This is a genomic window from Gemmatimonadota bacterium (assembly GCA_026706845.1).
Classification (GTDB): Bacteria; Latescibacterota; UBA2968; order UBA2968; family UBA2968; genus VXRD01.
On record JAPOXY010000031.1, the window covers coordinates 1 to 17,487 of the forward strand.

Genomic DNA, 17,487 nt, shown 5'->3' on the forward strand with positions numbered 1-17,487 from the left:
CATAGTGATTAAAAAGAAGCGATTCTGAGCGACATCAAAGAGTGCATAACTCTTAAACGGTCCACCTTGCCATGCGCGTGTATTCTCCCACAGTCCTTCCAGACAGACGGCCAATTTTCCCAGGAACTCTGTCTGGTAAATATTTACCTCCCCAGACGACGTTTGATCACCGCCATAAAAACGGCTCGATACGTCGTCCCATTTTTGCAAACACCAATCTGGCGTCAATTGATCGGGATGTACACCATCTTCCCAATATACCCACAACCACAATTGTCGCCGATCTACCTGACGCGCCAGTGCCACAAAGTTCTCGCTCGCATACTCATCCATTACTTCATAGCCTACCGGCACCCGCAGGCGCCAGCCAAATTGCCGTGATAGAGCTTCAGAATGCTCGGTATTTTCTCCCGCGTGATACAGAACGGTTTCGAGCCATTTCGACATAGAGGCATCAATCGCCGATACGATGCGGTCGCCGTTGAGCGCGACTTGCTCAGCCACACCTCGATTATCTGTAGCTTTGACGACCACGACTATCTGATCAGATGCCCACACATCGCGGTGAATTACTGTCTCATTTTTGGAATGTCCCGTGAGCAGCGGCTGTAAGTCCGTTGCCAGAATACCATTTGCAGACGAAACAAGGATCAAATTGCGGTAAGCTCGAAAATCCCGAAATGCTTCAGGAGAAACATATACGAGATCAAATACGTACTCGGGTTGCGGCGTCAATATCGGGTCTAACAGTAAATCTTCCAGTACTGGTTTTAACTCTTTTTGGGTGGCTCTATCGGCCACAACCACAATTTTACTGGTTAGCCCAATACCCCGGGGCAACGGATTGCCGATAAGTACATCTGCCAGCGGTTTGCTCCACCGGGCAATTTTTAGATGGGCTTCTGCTCGACCGGGCACGTCAATGAGGGGGCCAATTTTTACAGCAATGACACAGACAAATAGAAATATCGCGAGCCAGATGGCACTGTGCGACAGCGAGGGGCGGCGCTGACTGAGCAGATATTCAAAGCGCTTTACCAGATTCGGATGGCGATTTATAATGCCCAAACCGATTGGGCGCACCCTGCCAATCATCTCTGTCAGACGCGTCAGACAAATCGCATAATCACGTGCATTGTGACCGCGATGCGCGGCATAATCATCGCAGGCCATTTCTCGCGTCAGTGACAGTTGCCGACTCAGCCACCAGATGCCCGGATTGCACCATAAAAAAACTTCTACGAGGCGCTGCACCAGAATGCCCAGGGCATCTCGGCGTTGAACATGCGCGATTTCATGCTTGAGAATTTGTTCCAGTTCGGGTGCTGACAGTTGCGATATGAGATGTTGCGGTATGAGTACGACCTGACGAGAAATACCCAGCACTGAGGGGCTGGCAACTGCATCTGAAATTCGCAAACCAACATCCACTGAGCCAATCCATCTGCGTTTGCACCGCTCAAACTGAGTCTGAAGATCCTTTCCAGCCCACTTTCCGGATCGCTTTAATCGCATCATCTGACAATATCCCAGTGCAATGCGCCCGAGCATTGCACTGGCAACGACCAGCCACAAAATCCAGACGACAATCGGCCAGGAAGATGTGCCGTGGCTCAACCGGGTTTTCACAGGCGTTGCAACTTGTGGTTGTGGTGCCTCACCGGCAGGCCTGGTATCCAGAACTATGGTTGGGAGAATTGTTGCATCCGATTCATCTGCGATCTTGTATGAGACAGGTGTAATGAGAAACAGAGGCATAATTACCACACCAATCACGGCGACCCACAACAGGCGGTGCAACAAAGAGGCAGGCACGCGCAAACGCGAGAGGACTGCCACGATCATTGCAGCCAAAAACCCCATCCAGATCCCATTCAGCAGATAAAACACGCTGAGCCGGGCAATGGTATCAATCCATTCGCCCATCATGTTTCATCCTCCTCTGCCTTCTGAATCATTTTGTGAATGCGGGCGAGGTCTTGTGCATCGAGTTCTTCATTTTCTACCAGATTGAGTACCAGAGTTTCTGGCGAATTGTCGAAAAAACGACTCATCAGATACTGAATGGCGCTTCGTTGCGCATCCTCTCGCCCTACAATTGGATAATACACAAAAGCTCTGCCTTCTTTTTCATGCCGCAAATAACCCTTCTGTTCCAGAATGCGCAATATTGTCAATACTGTGCTATACGCCGGAGATTCACGTCCAGCGAGTGTGTTGACAACCTCGCTCACTGTAGCCGAGCCGCGATCCCAAATCACCCGCATCAATCTCAGTTCGGCATCTGTCAGAGTAGGGGATCTTCGTCTGCCCATATAGCCCTCACTATTAAAAATTTAATACTTTCAAAACAAATATGGAGAAAAAGAAAGTGAGTGTCAATTAAAAAATTAATAGTTCAGTAGAAAAAAAGACAGACTGGTAGGGGTAGGATACCCTCGCATCCGGGTTTTCCAAACGGAGATACAGGATCAGTTGAACTTCAGGGGCTTGCCTTCGCGGGCAGATTGATAGACCGCTTCGAGGAGCGCTACTGTGCGGCGGCCTTCGCGTCCATCTACGGATAGAGGCGTTCCTGTGGTCACGGCATTTACCACGTCTTCGACAATGCTATGGACGTTATTTTCAACGCTGTCGAGTTTTTCCTGAAGCCCCGTGCCGTAAACCGTCATTTCGCCATTTAAAACGTCGTGTAGCAAAATACCGCCTTCTGTTCCGTGTACCTCGGCGCTGAAGTACACACTCTGGGGAAAGGTCGTGGTGCCCAGGATTGTGCCTTTTGCCCCGTTCTCGAAATTCAGGATTGCCAGCCCGATGTCTTCGGTCTCAATCTCGTGATTTACAATGTCGATTTCGCCGTACACGGAAACCGGATCGCCCATAAACCAGCTCAATACGTCGAGTAGATGGGCGCCCTGATTGGCCAATGAGCCACCGCCATCCATAGCCCACGTTCCGCGCCAACCATCGTCATGGCGAAAATATTCGTCATTGCGGAACCACTTAAAACGCACTTCACCCAATATCATCTTGCCCAGCCAGCCTTCCCGAATCGCGGTTGCCACCTTGACATTGCCATCCACGTATCGGCTTTGATAATCTACACCGCACAACACGCCGGCATCCTCACAAGCGGCAATGAGCCGATCACACGCTTCGGTGCTCACATCCATGGGTTTGGTGGTTATCACGTGCTTGCCCGCTTTTGCCGCTTCAATGCCCACCTGAGCATGTTTGCCGCTCGGCGTCATCACCATCACGACATCCACATCATCTCGCGCAAACACATGTTCCATATTTACAACGCAGTCCGTCTCCAATTCCTGCGCCACTTCCTCAGCGAGACCGCCGTGCAGGTCGCACACGACCTTCAAATCTGCACCGGCTGTCTCTTTAATCAATCGCGCCCTGTTGCGCCCCATGCCCAGGCCAATAACGCCAAAACCGACCATATTATCCTCCTATCGTCTATTCTTCAGGCACAATCGGGATGGCCTTCCTTCCACCGCCCGAAGGGAACATCGGTCTGTCCGTCCTGATTGATTTTCGACATCGCCTTTCGGGTGTCCATCCACATTTGGGTCCACACTTTTGCATCTCTCAATTCGCGCTCTGGATGTTTGCGGCTGCGCGCGACAAAGCCCGGAAATGCCTCGCGTCCAGTCGTTTGACCGATGGGATTATAACGCAGATCAAAGCTCCAGCGGATTTTATCGCTCACATTGGGCAGCGATCCGTGTACTGTGCACTTGGGTAGAAAAATGACATCTCCCCGTTTGACCGGTAGCGGTATCATGCGTTCGGCTTCAAACAGCGATTCGGGTATCTGGCGCCCACCCGCTGTTTTGGGGCCATTTCCAAAATACGATGGGCAATGTGTCAAAAGCCCGTTTTTATGGCTGCCGGGCACGACTTTTAGAGGGCCTTGTTCAATATCGACGTCTTCGAGTGCAAACCACACGGTCAACATATTTGTCTCATCTGCTTCTGGTACAACCACGCCCTGATCCTGATGCCAGATCGTTTCTCCCAAAACCGGATTTCCAAACTGGTTTTTGGGCAGAATATGCTCGGGTGGTTTAATTCGCACATGTTGTACGGGATTCGAGTATATCTCTGATCCGATGAGCGATTCCACACAATCGAGCAGGGATTCAGCCGTAAAGGCATTGAGAACAGCCTGTCCCGCCCAGAAAGGCGTGTCTGGCTTCACATTTTGAAATGGTAACGAGAAATCGAAATACTGTTTGTGTACATCGCCCGTTTCAATACAGACCGCGATAAACCGCTCGGCAAAATCGAGGTCTTCGAACAAGGAAGAAATTTCTTCTTGTTCGTAAAGATCGCGCACCAAGGTGTCGAGTACATCTGTATATTCTTCAATCACAGGATCCAACACGGTTTTTGGATCCAACACGCCCTCCACCACCAGATAGCCTTCTTCTTCAAACTGTGCGGTCTGCTCGGCAGTTAGGCAACCCATGGTATTTCTCCTTTTTGTGGGACGTTTAACAGCTTTTGCTATCAATCTCAGAGCCCCAGGCGCTATTGTCCTGCTGAGAATTTTTGGGCAAGATCAGCGTTAGCGCATCGGGCATAATTTCGAATACCAGTTTTTTTGGGCCTTTCTCAACTTCGCCATCAAATTGAAACCAATCGCTTTTCTCGCGCGTGATGTGGATTTTTTTCGCCTGAAATATCTCGACGCCGGGCATGCGGTCAAAAGTGCCATTAAAAAGTCGATAGGTATTCAACACCAGGCGAATCCATCCCGGATGTGTAAACACGCACACATCGAGAATCCCATCATCTGGCCTCGCTTGAGGGGCTATGGTTGCGCCGCCTCCAAAGTCCGGCATGTTAGCTATGGCAACGAACAAAGGCGTGCGCTCAATTTCACTATTAGAATCCAATCTTAATCGCAATGTCTGAGGACGATATGAGAGGAGCGACAGCGCGGTGAGCACCAGATAGGGCAAGAATCCGCGGCGCCCCGTCCGACTTGCATACCGATGGGCAACCACTGCATCTAAGCCAATGCCCGCCGTAGAGAAAAACAGGGCATTGCCCACGCGCCCCACATCGAGTTTTCGAATCTCTGGCTGAATAAAAGCGCGGCAGGCTTTTGTCGGATGAAAAGATAAATTTAACGCACGCGCAAATGCATTGCCCGATCCAGCGGGTACTACTCCCAGGGGGATCTCTGTGCCGAGTAGCGCGCGTCCAACTTCGTTAATGGTGCCATCGCCTCCAATGGCGACTACCAGGTCGAATCCCATTTCGGATGCGCTTGCCGCCAGTTCTGTAGCGTGCCCCGCGTACTGCGTCACTTCAAGGGCGAAATCCATCCCCGCTTTCTCACACGCGTCAATCACGCGAGATCGGATATTGCGGTTTACTCCTGCATGTGGATTCGCTATGAAGAGCACACGGGAGAATTGCACACTCATGTATGTAAAAAATCGACCAGGGTCTGACCGATATCTCTCAAAATTTTTGGCGAAGGTTGTGATACATCGATTTGTTGCACGATTTCTTTGGGATAATGTTCCAATACTGCAATTGTTTGACGGTCGTACACATCGAATCTTTTGCGAATAATTTGTTCATTTGCGTCATCAATGCGGTATGCGACGAGCGCGCGTCCAAAGAGGCGTTTGATCAGGACATTGCGGTCTGGACAATCCAATACCATGATCAATTTTACATTCAGGTTCTCATCGGCCATCTGAGCTTGGGCGAGTGTGCGCGGTAGGCCATCTAAAATCAATGTCTGTTCGTCGGGCTTGAAATCGCCAAAATCAGCCAGGCGCAGCATGCGTTCTCGCCACAGTGCAACGACAAATTCATCGGGTACCAACTCGCCTTTGCGAATACTCGCCAGAGCCATTTCTCCCGGCTGGCTATCGACGTCCAATGCCCTGAGCATATCGCCACTTGAAAAATGGTACAATCCTGGAATTTGTTTTAACACACTTCCCCATGTGCCCTTGCCAGCACCGGGGGGGCCAAATAATAAGACAGTATCATACATCGGTGTAACTCCCGCGATTGTTTTTTGACAGAATGGAAATGTGAGTGTATAATTAAGCTATCAGCTTTCAGCTTTCTCAATAGGAGAATATCATGAACCTCGATCCCGCTGCCGTCTCGCTGACAAAAAACGGCGATAAAATCGAAGCTCTTATCCACGGGAAGACCACGTTTGTCGATCGCCTTGCCCGCGCGTTTCCCCACAGCAATCCCGATCAATTTGTCAGTTTGATGGATGAATTGGGACACGAAATTGGCATTATTGAAAATCCCAAAAAACTCGACGATACTTCGCGCAATTTGCTCGAAGCCGAACTCAAAGCCATCTACTTTGTCCCGACTATCAGTGCCATAACTTCCGTCGTCCCCAAAGGCACGGGCAGTCAGTGGACTGTTGATACCGACGATGGCGAATATATCTTCCGCATTCTGGGACGAGATGCGCTCAAGGGCAATGAGCCGCCTGCAATTGAAATCACGGATGAAAATGGCAAGCGGTACAAAATTGACAATTACTGGGATCTCGATGCGGAAAGCCGAGACCTGACCTCTGAACTGCTGCCCGATAAAGTTGTCAAGGCGCGCTATTACACCCGATCCCTCGGCTCGAGTAGTGGTAGAGGCAAAGGCAGAGGTTCGAGCAGTCGCGGTGGTAGTAGTGGTGGTGGCAGTAGCGGTAGTAGCGGCATGGGCGGATCAATTGGCATACGGTGATTCGCCGGGCATAGTGATCTGCTACCGCACCCCTAACAATAAGTCGGCCAGCAACTGATCCAGGCGCTCATAGCCCAATCCAACGCGCCCCATTGCATCGATGTCAAATTGCACTTGTTTGAGTGCCTGCGATTTTTCCGGGCTGTATTTGCCCAGATGCTGTTCGTATTCGGGGTTCTGGTTTCCAATTTCTTGCAAGATTCCCTGAATTTCGGCATCTGCTTCAAATTGTGCTGTTTTTTCTTTTAGAATATTGTACGTACGCATGCATCCTGCGGCAAAATCCCATACCCCGTCTTCGTCTTCTGTGCGAAATGCGTGTGCGTCGAAGTGCCTCGGCCCCGTATAACCGTTGTTTTCGAGCAAGCGCACGAGCAAAAAGGCACTTTTGTAATCTTCTGAGCCAAACCGAAAGTCCTGATCATATCGACCAAAACGCTGGTCGTTTAAGTCGATATGGAAGAGTTTGCCCGCTTCGAATGCCTGCGCCACACCGTGATGGAAATTTAACCCCGCCATGTGTTCGTGTGCAACTTCCGGGTTGACGCCCACCATTTCGGGGTAATCCAGTGTTTCGATAAATGCCAGATAATGCCCGGTTGTCGGAAAATACATATCGGCACGCGGTTCGTTGGGTTTGGCTTCGAGGGCGAAATTCAAATCGTATTTCTGGTCGCGCACGTAATCGCACAGATAATTTAAGCCATCCCGGTAGCGTTTGAGGGCATCGATGGGATCTTTCGCCACGTTGCATTCGGCGCCTTCGCGTCCGCCCCAAAATACATAGGTTTTTGCACCCAATTCGACGCCTAAATCAATGGCTTGCATAATTTTTTGCAAGCCATAAGCGCGAATTTTGGGATCGTTGGATGTAAAGCCTCCGTCCTTAAATACGGGATGAGAAAATGTATTGGTGGTTGCCATGGGCACGACCATGCCGTAATCATTTAGGGCGTTTTTGAAATCGCTTACGATTTTATCGCGCTGTTGCGGTGTGGCATCAATTGGCACGAGGTCGTTATCGTGCAGGTTAATGCCCCACGCACCCAGTTCGCTCAAGCGTTGCGCAATCCGCTCGGGCGCAAGCGGTTGGCGCGTTGGATCGCCAAAGGGATCGCGTCCGGGATTTCCCACTGTCCACAAACCAAATGAAAACTTGTCTTCTCTTGTGGGCGTATATGCATCGGCCATTGAATCTCCTCAAATACATTGGAAAGTGATAAGGTTATATAGCCTGAGGGCGAGGCTGTGAATATTCCGCGTGCAAAATATCATGGTGAAGTCTGACTGTCAATGGACAATTCCACAACTCATCGGGAGCACAAAATGATTATTCGCGATCCCGTTCACGGCGATATGTCGTTTAATGAATCTGAACGCCGGGTTATGGACACGCGGCAATTGCAACGCCTGCGCGGCGTGCGACAAACAGGATCGGCATATCTGGTCTATCCTGGCTGTGTTCACACGCGTTTTGAACACTCTCTGGGGACAACGGCGATGTCGCGGCGCGTGCTTGATGTCTTGAGACGCGGCGGCGCGCAAATCGAACCCGAGCAGGCCGATGCGGTCGCGCTGGCCGCTCTGGTTCACGATATTTCGCATTTGCCTTTTGGACATACTTTTGAAGATGAACGCAAGCTCTTTCCCCGCCACGATACAGATGCCCGCATGAAACATTTCCTGACGCAAACAGAAATCGCGCAAGCACTCGATGCTTCAAGCCTGCGCGATACGGTGATTTCTCTGCTTACGGACAAATCGTTTTCACCGGCGTGGATGCAGCAGATTGTGTCCAGCACCATCGATGCCGACTTACTCGATTATTTGCGTCGCGATGCGTATTTTGCAGGCCTGCGTCAGGATTATGACGACCGAATTTTTAGCACCTTTATGCTTGCCGATGAAAATCTCGCGATTGATGTGACCCGTCTCAGTACGCGCACCGAGTTGCTGCACTTGTTACGGCTGCGCTATTTCCTCACCGAGCGCGTTTATTATCACCACGCCAAGGTATCGTCGGGTGCTATGATTGCCAAAGCCGTCGAAATCGCCACCGAACACGGTCTTGCCGAAACCGATCTTTACACTCTGACGGACGATGCCCTCTTTCGCCATTTGCTCAGCTACCAGGATCCGCGCATTGACCGTTTGATCAACGGTGTTTGCGAACGGCGGCTGCTCAAACGCGCCTATATGATTTCGACTGCCGAAGTGGGGCGTCGGGGGCGCGATGAGTTGATCGCCACCTACAATCGATCTGTCGAGAGTAGGCAGCAGATTGAGCGACAAATTGCCGATGCTGTGACCATCAACCCCGATCAGGTTATTCTCTATTGTCCAGATATCTCGGCCATCAAAGAAGCGCGCGTGCGCGTTATTACGCAAAACGGCTTGAGTCGTCTGAACGATCCGCCAGACAATCCGCCTTTTGATGTAAAGGTCGTGGAAGACCAGTATGAACGGCTCTGGAAATTCTACATTTTTGCACCCGAAGGTTATAGAGAGCGCGTTGGAAAAGTGTGTGAGCGCGTATTTGGCGAATCAAATGCGCTGATATAAAGATCTTTATTGGGACCGTTGTGATCGGTGTTTGACGCGATCAAATAACGGCGTGTCTGCCTGTCCCTCTATCTTCTTGTGGCATGAAGGGCATAGACTGATTAGATTGCTCAGTTGATTGGCCTCTTTTGGCGAGTCGAAAAGCCGGTACGGTATTTTGTGATGCACATCCATCTGTCGTCCGAGCGCGTCTTCTGTAATCCCGCAAGAGGCGCAACAAAACCCATCGCGCGCGCGCGCCTTGTCTGCCTGAATTTTCCAATTTCCCCCGCGATACTCTGGACGACCTTCCAGCACGAGTTCAAAATCCTCGTCAGATTCCCAATGGGTTCTGCACTCGTTGCTGCAAAATTGAGAGCGCATGCCCTTTTCAATATACCAGCGCGGCTGGGCAAATCGCTTACCACATTGCATACATCGCACGGCGATATCGTCTTTGCGCCGAACTTTTTGTTCTTCTTCAAACGACAGGCGCATTTGCGGCGATGATAGATGCCTTTTGTTCATCGTTTTAAACCTCACACATCAATAGCACACTTGATTAGTCCAAATATAGGTTGGAATAAATTGTAAGTCCATAGAAAGAATAGATTGCGCCCCAACGTAAAGATTGGATATTGTATCCGAAATTTATTATAATTATCCGCACTTATACCTGAACTGGAGAAATCCGTGTTTAAGAATTATATCACAATCGCGATTCGCAATTTTTGGGGACAAAAAACCCATTCCATCATCAATATTGCGGGTCTTTCCGTGGGCCTGACTTGTAGTTTTTTAATTTTTATGTGGATTGCCCACGAACTCAGCTACGATCAATTCCATGTGGAGGGCGACCGAATTTACCGCCTCATGCGACATCATCACGGCCTGAATAAGATTTCGACGCTGTCTTCTGTACCGCAGCCGAGTGCCAAATTGCTGGAAGAGCGATATCCCGAAGTTACCGAGACTGTGCTTGTGACCTGGACTCAGCCCATACTTTTGACACAGGGGAAACAGACTTTTCGGGAGCGCGGATATCACGCTGGACCGGCCTTTTTTAACATTTTTACCTTTCCTCTCATCCTGGGCGATCCCGAAACCGCGCTTTCGGAACCGAATAACATCGCCATCTCAGAGCGACTGGCCGAGAAGTATTTCGGAGAGGATTGGAGAAGTATTGCGATGGGACAGATATTTGTGGTGAATAGCACGCACGCCCTGATACAATACGATAACAAAAGTTTTAAGGTGGCCGGGGTTTATGAAAACATGCCCGTAAATTCGAGGCAGAGATATGACTGTATTTTGCCCATGGCATCTTATTTGGCCAGTAAACGCGGTTTTTCTCAGTGGACGGTAAATCACCTTCGACTGTACGTTCAGTTGCAAAAGGATGTCAATATCGATCAATTCAATGCCAAGATAAAAAATATTATTAAGGAGAATGATAAGACGGTTACGAGTGATGCTTTTTTACAACCCTATCAGGACATCCATCTGTATTCCGACTACAGGAATGGCAAACTGGTCGGTGGTCGGATTGACTATGTGCGTATGTTTATTGTCGTGGCTGTGTTCATCATCCTGATCGCGAGTATCAACTTTATGAATCTATCGACTGCGCGTTCTACGCAACGCGCCCGGGAAATTGGGATTCGCAAGGCCGTTGGGGCGCATAAAACCATTCTGATTGGGCAGTTTATGGGAGAATCTCTCCTGATGACCATGTTCGCTGCTATTCTGGCTCTGGTTATGGTCATTTTGGTTTTGCCGTCGTTTAGCGATTTGATTAATCAGACGCTCACGACGGATCTTTTCAGTATCGAGATTCTTCTGATTTTTTTTGGTATTGCGATTGTAACCGGTTTGCTCGCGGGAAGCTATCCCGCTTTTTTCCTGTCCAATTTTAATCCCGTCGTTGTTTTGCACGGTACTTTTACACCGGGGTCGGGTTCGAGTCAGTTGCGTCGGGTGCTGGTGGTGTTTCAATTTGGTCTTTCTATTTTGCTCATTATCGGCACGCTGACGGTTTATGAGCAGATTGCGTATATGCGAAATAAAGATCTGGGAATTGACCGCGATAATCTGGTGTATATACGGTTGGAGGGGGCAGCTAAGAGGCAGTATGAGACTTTCAGACGCGAACTTTTGCAACAGCCGGGCATTGTCGGTGTGACCAGTACCGCACACAATCCTCTCAGGGTAACGAGTACCGGAACAAATGCCATGTGGGCGGGTCGAGATCCCAGTTCAGAACATATTTTCCACAGGTTACAGGCCAACTACGATGTGGTCAATACCCTGCAAATGGAGCTTGTTCACGGGCGCGAATTTTCCAGAGATTTTCCCGGTGATCTCAGAAGTTTTATCGTGAATGAAGAAATGGCTCGGGCTATGGGCATGGAAAACCCGGTTGGCACCCTTCTGCGGTTTGGTCGCGAAGGTCCAATTATTGGTGTGGTTAAAAATTTTCATTTCCAATCCCTGTACACCGCCATCGAACCGCTGATTATTCTTCTGAGTCCCGCCCGGACGGAGTATTTATTTGTTCGTATTGCCGCGGGACAAACGGCTGAGACTATTGCAGGTATTGAGAGGGTATTTAAGAAATTCAATGACCGTCCTTTTGAATTTTCTTTTCAGGACGAACAGTTTGAAAGCATGTATCGCACCGAAAGCACGATGGGCACGCTGGCTACTTTTTTTGCAATTTTCGCCATTTTTATTTCTTGCCTGGGTCTGTTTGGTCTGGCGTCCTATACCGCCGAACAACGCACCAAGGAAATTGGCATTAGAAAAATTCTCGGCGCGTCTATTCCCAATCTCGTTATTCTACTTTCCAAAGAGTTTATCAGGCTGGTTGTCATCTCCTTTGCACTGGCCGCTCCGCTGGCCTATCACTTTATGAACGAGTGGTTAAATGATTTTGCCTATCACACATCTCTGGGATGGCGCGTCTTTGTTTTTGCCGGCGTCATTTCTTTGATTATCGCCTGTCTTACCGTGAGCTATCAAGCGATCAAAGTAGCCATGGCCAATCCCGTTGAGTCGTTGCGGTATGAATGAGTCTTAATTTTCTAATGAGGATAAACAATGGAATCCCTGACCCTGCTTTCGGGCCATACAATGCCTGTTGTCGGTCTCGGTACCTGGCCGATGAGAGGCGATCAATGTAAAGAGGTCATCAAACAGGCTCTTGAATTGGGCTATACGCACTTCGATACGGCCTGGATCTACCAAAATCAGCGCGAAATCGGCGAGGCCCTGCGGGAGGTCGGAACTGACCGCTCAAAACTTTTTATAACCTCCAAAGTCGGTAGAGATTATCTGCAATATGATGTCGCACGAAGACAAGCCGATGATATTCTCGAGTATCTCCAGATGGACTACGTGGATTTGTTGCTCGTCCACTGGCCCAACGAAGCCGTGCCTATGGAAGGAACCATTCGCGCTTTCAACGAGTTTTTCGATGCGGGAAAAGCGCGAAGTATTGGGGTTAGCAACTTTTCAGTCGAACAAATGGAACGCGCCCGTTCTCTCTCCGCAGCACCTATCAGTGTCAATCAGATCAAATACCATCCGGGCTACGAACAGCGAGATGTTTTGCAATGGTGCCTGGAAAACGATGTGGTGGTGACTGCGTATTCTCCTCTGGGGAAGAAGGATATTCTTCGGGATCCCGTGTTGCTGGACATTGCCCGCATCCACGATAAGACCTCTGCACACGTCGCTCTCAAGTGGCTGTTGCAAAAAGGCACGATCGTTATTCCCAAGGCGAGTTCCCGAGAACATCTTCAGGCGAATCTCGATGTTTTTGACTGGTCCTTATCGGAAAGTGAGATGCATTCCATTGACCTCATAGCGGGGTAAAATGAAATGAATGAGACAAACAGGCCCAATGTCGTTCTTATCATTACGGACGATCAGGGGTACGGAACTGTGGGGGTACACGGGAATGACCAGGTCAGGACGCCGTATATGGATCGTTTGGCCAATGAAGGGGTAGCGTTTGACCGCTTCTACGGGCATCCGCTTTGTTCGCCTTCTCGAGCCGCATTGATGACCGGGCGGTATTTCTATCGAACCGGAATTCTGCACACGTCCCGAGGGGGTGCATTAATGTCGGGCGATGAGGTCACTGCCGTCGAGCTGTTTCGAGATGCCGGGTACCGCACCGGGATTTTTGGGAAGTGGCATCTCGGTGACAATTACCCAATGAGGCCAATGGACCAGGGATTTGAGAAAGCCGTGTGGCACAAAGGAGGCGGGATCGGGCAAGCCCCCGTAAGGCCAAATAGCTACTTTGACTCGCTTCTGTGGCGAGAAGGGGAAGAATTCCAGGCGAAAGGGTACTGTACGGATGTCTTCTTTGACGAGGCCCTCGCGTTCATCGAGGAACATCAAAGCGAGCCTTTTTTCATCTATATTCCGACGAACGCGCCGCACGGTCCTCTCGAGATCAGTGACGAATATGCGGATCCCTATCGCGAGATGGGGCTGGATGAGAGCGTTGCACGAATCTATGGGATGGTCGAGAATATCGACGACAATATTGGGCGACTCATGGAACTGCTGGAACGTCTCGGTCTGGATGAGGATACAATAATCATCTTTACGTCCGACCACGGTCCCGCGGGCGGCAGGTACAATGCCGGACTCAGATCCACAAAAGGAGACGTGTACGAAGGCGGGATTCGCGTTCCGTATTTCATGAGGTGGCCGAAAGGGCTGCCGGCTGGTTTCAAAACCGACAAGATTGCCTCACACATCGATGTTCTGCCCACTTTGTTGTCGCTTTGTAACGTGGATTTCCCCTCTGATCTCAGGATGGATGGCGTGGATCTGACGCCCCTGATTCGAGGTCGTGAAGTGGCATGGCTTGATCGCACACTTTTCGTCCAGACACACCGGGGGAGCCGCCCGCGACAGTACCACAACTGTACGGCGATTACCCAGCGCTACAAGTGGTTGGGTTATCCCGGTACCGGTGGACAGTGGGATTTTGAGACTTCTTCGACAGACCCCAGGATGGAGCTGTACGATCTCGAAGACGACTCTGGCGAAGAGAAAGAGATAGGTGGCCAGATGCCCGATCTTGTAGCGCAGATGAAGAAAGACTACGACGCCTGGTTCGACGATGTGGCTTCGGATTGGCAGGTGGGGGTCATTCACATTGGGAATTCGGCCGAGAATCCTCTCACGCTGTGCCGTTATCAGGATTCAGAATACATATCCGAACTGCCACACGGCTGGCGTGTGAAGATCGAACAGAGTGGAACCTATGAGTTTCGAATCAACCGTGAGTCGCTAAATGGCGCGGGTGCCCTCGGAGTTCAGTGGCAGGGGAATACTCAGAGAAGCCCGCTGGCTGCGGGAGAGAATACAGGACAATTCGAGCTTGAAGCGGGGGACGGCAATCTGGAGATTTGGTTCGAGCTCGAAGACATAGGTCGCGTGGCGTTTTCAAGCAATTTGACGATTGGGGATGTGAAGGTGGATTACCTGGGGTAGGGATAAAACGGTGCGGAATTGTAAAGATGGATGTAAGGTGTCTATTCAAAGCTGTAACCTATTTTGTTTTTTTGAGAAAATTCAGTCCGAACGTTTGATACCATTCGAGAACGTATGAATGACCTTGGTGTGCCAAATGAGGCTCTAACACTTACAGGTGGGATTCACGGTACGTGGAATTGGCTGCCGTGGTTTGATGTGACAATGATTCAGGTGGATCGGTTTTTGCAACGAACATGGAAGACAATAGAGAAATGACTGATGGAATAGAGAAGCCACTAAGTGTAGCAATGAAACGGCATCGGTGTGATGATAGTGAGAATGAGTTATATACGCGTTTTCGTTATTCTCCTGTCGAAGGGCTTGGTTACGAGCCTGGTGTTGGGCGAAGAGATCCGAGTTCGATTATCAAGGTTGGCGATCTTTATTACGTCTGGTACACACATTGCACTGATACGAGATATAAATGGTTGAACGCAGACTTGTGGTATGCGACGAGTCCCGATGGGTATGTATGGACAGAGCTTGGTCCAGCCGTGGAGCGTGGTCCGGCAGGTGCCTGGGATGATTACAGTGTGTTTACATGTAATATTCTCGTCGCCGATGGCAGATACTATCTGGTTTATCAGGCCGAGACCATGCCCGAACGCGGTTTGGGTATCAACGTAGTGGGCATGGCAAAGGCAGACTCTCCGGATGGGCCGTGGGAGAAGTTGCCTGAGCCAGTCTTGGAAACCGCTCCTGATGGAAAATTTGAGGTGCCAGATCTCGATCAGGTGCATAAACGGAAAGTTATTAAAAAAGGGTCGTGGGATAGTGCTGCAGTTCACGATCCGGGGCTTTTGGTGCGCGATGGCAAGTACTGGCTATATTACAAAGGGCATGGAGTCGGAGATATCATGTTTGCCGATTCGAAGTGGGGCGTGGCGATTGCTGATCACCCTGAGGGCCCTTATGAGAAACATCCGCTGAATCCAATTACAAATAGCGGGCACGAGGTCTGGGTTTGGCCCTGGAAAACAGGTGTGGCTGCAATGGTTGATTGGGCGGGTCCTGAGAAGGGATCAATTCAATACGCGGAGGATGGCTTGAACTTTGAGGTGATGGCAACGCTGGAAGATATTCCACCTGCAGGAGGGGCTTATATTCCCGATAAATTTACGGATACAAAAGATGGCAAGGGGTTTAGCTGGGGGCTGTGTCATTACGGACGGTCCGACTGGAATTTTCTGGTGCGCTTCGATTGTGATCTGGAAAGAGGACGGGAAAAACAGCTTGCCTGGTCTTATTTCCAGCACTACAGCACGATCCGCGATGTGATGATTAATCCAGAAAGGTTCAATGTGCCACCAGAGGCGTTGCTGGGATGATAGAATTTTGAAGCTGTAATTTATGATGATATGAGCCAAATCGTTAAGATAAGAACGCGGCTGTTCGAAGTGCCATTGGCGGAGGTGCTGGTCGATGCCAAGCATGGCGACCATAGTCACTTCGAATTGATTACCGTGACGATAACACTGAAGGATGGGTACGAGGGAACCGGGTACACTTATACCGGTGGTCGCGGTGGCAGGTCGATTAAAGCTATGATCGACGCGGATCTGGCTCCCAGGTTGATTGGCAGGAATGGGGCGGATGTGGAAGAGATCAACGATTGGTGCGAATGGTATATTCATTACGTCGGTCGCGGCGGGGTTTCGTCATTTGCGATATCGGCGATCGACATCGCTCTTTGGGATATCCGCTGCAAACGCAAAGACCTGCCCCTGTGGAAAGTCTCGGGTGGAGCGAGTGCGAGTTGCAAGGCCTATGGCGGAGGTATTGATCTGAATTTTCCACTCCCGAAACTTCTCGATAACATCCGTCGCTATCTCGACAAGGGCTTCAATGGGGTCAAGATCAAGGTTGGGCAACCCACTCTGGATGAGGATGTAGAGCGAGTCCAGGCGGTTCGAAAGTTTATCGGTCCCGATATTGCTTTCATGATCGATGCAAACTACTCAATGAGTGTCGAGTACGCTATTGAGGCGGCTAACCGATTTAAGGCGTTCGATATCCTGTGGTTTGAGGAGCCTACACTTCCAGACGACTATCTGGGGTATGCCGAGATTGCCGATGCTACGGGAGTGCCTCTATCAATGGGCGAAAACCTTCATACGATACATGAATTTGGCTACGCTTTTGAACAGGCTAAGCTCTCTTATATTCAGCCTGATGCTTCCAATTGTATGGGGATTACGGGCTGGCTGAAGGTTGCCGAATTGTCGCGTAAGTACGAAGTCCCAATATGCTCTCACGGCATGCAGGAGTTGCACGTCAGCCTGGTTTCGGCGCAACCCAATGCAGGTTGGATGGAATACCATAGCTTTCCAATTGACGAGTACACAAAGCGTCCGTTGAAGATCGAAAACCACCGGGCGATTGCGCCTGATGATCCGGGAATTGGCGTAGAATTTGATTGGTCGAAACTCGAACCTTATTGCGTCTCCGATTCGGCATTCGGCGAATAAAGGATGGTTGTTTGTCTATATTTCAATTATCCAAAAAATAAGAATCGTCCATGTCGGGATCGGGTTTCAGAGGTTTTCTAATCATCCTGATTTCGCCTGTTTCTAGGCGAGAGTCCATTTCCTTTTCGTATGCTTCATTCACCCTGTTGCATTGTTCTTCATCGAGATAAAA

At 49.9% G+C, this 17,487-nt stretch carries 16 protein-coding genes; 8 read left to right on the forward strand and 8 right to left on the reverse strand.

Annotated features, from left to right (window positions below):
* From OXG87_03195 to OXG87_03220, 6 genes are all read right to left on the reverse strand, one after another.
* Positions 1-1,929, reverse strand: a 1,929-nt coding sequence (locus OXG87_03195; protein MCY3868535.1) for a DUF4837 family protein, incomplete at its 3' end; no start/stop codon positions are given.
* Positions 1,926-2,315 (reverse strand): BlaI/MecI/CopY family transcriptional regulator, encoded by a 390-nt coding sequence (locus OXG87_03200; GenBank protein MCY3868536.1) that lies wholly within the window; start codon positions 2,313-2,315, stop codon positions 1,926-1,928. The genes OXG87_03195 and OXG87_03200, both read right to left, overlap by 4 nt.
* A gap of 156 nt (positions 2,316-2,471) precedes the next feature.
* A complete protein-coding gene (locus OXG87_03205; protein MCY3868537.1) occupies positions 2,472-3,452 on the reverse strand; it encodes a Gfo/Idh/MocA family oxidoreductase in 981 nt (326 codons plus the stop codon).
* A gap of 23 nt (positions 3,453-3,475) precedes the next feature.
* Positions 3,476-4,483 carry a phytanoyl-CoA dioxygenase family protein gene (locus OXG87_03210; GenBank protein ID MCY3868538.1) on the reverse strand — a complete coding sequence of 336 codons (1,008 nt, stop codon included), beginning with the start codon at positions 4,481-4,483 and terminating at the stop codon, positions 3,476-3,478.
* 25 nt (positions 4,484-4,508) lie between these two features.
* Positions 4,509-5,429, reverse strand: coding sequence for a diacylglycerol kinase family lipid kinase (locus OXG87_03215; protein ID MCY3868539.1), 921 nt, complete (start codon positions 5,427-5,429; stop codon positions 4,509-4,511).
* Positions 5,430-5,446: 17 nt separating this feature from the next.
* Positions 5,447-6,034, reverse strand: coding sequence for a nucleoside monophosphate kinase (locus tag OXG87_03220; GenBank protein MCY3868540.1), 588 nt, complete (start codon positions 6,032-6,034; stop codon positions 5,447-5,449).
* Positions 6,035-6,126: 92 nt separating this feature from the next.
* On the opposite strand from OXG87_03220, the gene OXG87_03225 reads away from it, so the two are divergent.
* Positions 6,127-6,747, forward strand: a complete 621-nt coding sequence (locus OXG87_03225) for a DUF1854 domain-containing protein (protein MCY3868541.1) — start codon at positions 6,127-6,129, stop codon at positions 6,745-6,747.
* A gap of 21 nt (positions 6,748-6,768) precedes the next feature.
* On the opposite strand, the gene xylA is transcribed toward OXG87_03225, so the two are convergent.
* Positions 6,769-7,938, reverse strand: coding sequence for a xylose isomerase (gene xylA / locus OXG87_03230; GenBank protein ID MCY3868542.1), 1,170 nt, complete (start codon positions 7,936-7,938; stop codon positions 6,769-6,771).
* 135 nt (positions 7,939-8,073) lie between these two features.
* On the opposite strand from xylA, the gene OXG87_03235 reads away from it, so the two are divergent.
* Positions 8,074-9,309: an HD domain-containing protein gene (locus tag OXG87_03235; protein MCY3868543.1), complete on the forward strand. Its 1,236-nt coding sequence runs from the start codon at positions 8,074-8,076 to the stop codon at positions 9,307-9,309.
* A 6-nt stretch (positions 9,310-9,315) separates the two neighbouring features.
* Here OXG87_03235 and OXG87_03240 read toward each other — a convergent pair whose 3' ends face one another.
* Entirely contained in the window at positions 9,316-9,816 is a 501-nt protein-coding gene (locus OXG87_03240; GenBank protein MCY3868544.1) for an HNH endonuclease, read from the reverse strand.
* Between the two features lie 165 nt (positions 9,817-9,981).
* On the opposite strand from OXG87_03240, the gene OXG87_03245 reads away from it, so the two are divergent.
* The 6 genes from OXG87_03245 to OXG87_03270 all read left to right on the forward strand — a co-directional run bounded on the left by OXG87_03245 (position 9,982) and on the right by OXG87_03270 (position 17,315).
* Positions 9,982-12,360, forward strand: coding sequence for an ABC transporter permease (locus tag OXG87_03245; GenBank protein MCY3868545.1), 2,379 nt, complete (start codon positions 9,982-9,984; stop codon positions 12,358-12,360).
* Between the two features lie 27 nt (positions 12,361-12,387).
* Positions 12,388-13,164 carry an aldo/keto reductase gene (locus OXG87_03250; GenBank protein ID MCY3868546.1) on the forward strand — a complete coding sequence of 259 codons (777 nt, stop codon included), beginning with the start codon at positions 12,388-12,390 and terminating at the stop codon, positions 13,162-13,164.
* Between the two features lie 6 nt (positions 13,165-13,170).
* Entirely contained in the window at positions 13,171-14,805 is a 1,635-nt protein-coding gene (locus tag OXG87_03255; GenBank protein ID MCY3868547.1) for an arylsulfatase, read from the forward strand.
* A 114-nt stretch (positions 14,806-14,919) separates the two neighbouring features.
* Positions 14,920-15,063, forward strand: a complete 144-nt coding sequence (locus tag OXG87_03260; GenBank protein MCY3868548.1) for a hypothetical protein — start codon at positions 14,920-14,922, stop codon at positions 15,061-15,063.
* Between the two features lie 32 nt (positions 15,064-15,095).
* Complete coding sequence (locus tag OXG87_03265; GenBank protein ID MCY3868549.1) at positions 15,096-16,175, forward strand: family 43 glycosylhydrolase; 1,080 nt, start codon at positions 15,096-15,098, stop codon at positions 16,173-16,175.
* 30 nt (positions 16,176-16,205) lie between these two features.
* Positions 16,206-17,315 carry a mandelate racemase/muconate lactonizing enzyme family protein gene (locus OXG87_03270; GenBank protein ID MCY3868550.1) on the forward strand — a complete coding sequence of 370 codons (1,110 nt, stop codon included), beginning with the start codon at positions 16,206-16,208 and terminating at the stop codon, positions 17,313-17,315.
* Positions 17,316-17,487: the final 172 nt, after the last annotated feature.

Bases quoted from the DNA above. Each gene is read 5' to 3' on its own strand.
- OXG87_03260 (MCY3868548.1), top strand. From the start codon at position 14,920: ATGAATGACCTTGGTGTGCCAAATGAGGCTCTAACACTTACAGGTGGG.
- OXG87_03270 (MCY3868550.1), top strand. From the start codon at position 16,206: ATGAGCCAAATCGTTAAGATAAGAACGCGGCTGTTCGAAGTGCCATTG.
- OXG87_03255 (MCY3868547.1), top strand. From the start codon at position 13,171: ATGAATGAGACAAACAGGCCCAATGTCGTTCTTATCATTACGGACGAT.
- OXG87_03225 (MCY3868541.1), top strand. From the start codon at position 6,127: ATGAACCTCGATCCCGCTGCCGTCTCGCTGACAAAAAACGGCGATAAA.
- OXG87_03210 (MCY3868538.1), bottom strand. From the start codon at position 4,483: ATGGGTTGCCTAACTGCCGAGCAGACCGCACAGTTTGAAGAAGAAGGC.
- OXG87_03200 (MCY3868536.1), bottom strand. From the start codon at position 2,315: ATGGGCAGACGAAGATCCCCTACTCTGACAGATGCCGAACTGAGATTG.
- OXG87_03265 (MCY3868549.1), top strand. From the start codon at position 15,096: ATGAAACGGCATCGGTGTGATGATAGTGAGAATGAGTTATATACGCGT.
- OXG87_03235 (MCY3868543.1), top strand. From the start codon at position 8,074: ATGATTATTCGCGATCCCGTTCACGGCGATATGTCGTTTAATGAATCT.
- OXG87_03250 (MCY3868546.1), top strand. From the start codon at position 12,388: ATGGAATCCCTGACCCTGCTTTCGGGCCATACAATGCCTGTTGTCGGT.
- OXG87_03240 (MCY3868544.1), bottom strand. From the start codon at position 9,816: ATGAACAAAAGGCATCTATCATCGCCGCAAATGCGCCTGTCGTTTGAA.
- xylA (MCY3868542.1), bottom strand. From the start codon at position 7,938: ATGGCCGATGCATATACGCCCACAAGAGAAGACAAGTTTTCATTTGGT.
- OXG87_03220 (MCY3868540.1), bottom strand. From the start codon at position 6,034: ATGTATGATACTGTCTTATTATTTGGCCCCCCCGGTGCTGGCAAGGGC.
- OXG87_03205 (MCY3868537.1), bottom strand. From the start codon at position 3,452: ATGGTCGGTTTTGGCGTTATTGGCCTGGGCATGGGGCGCAACAGGGCG.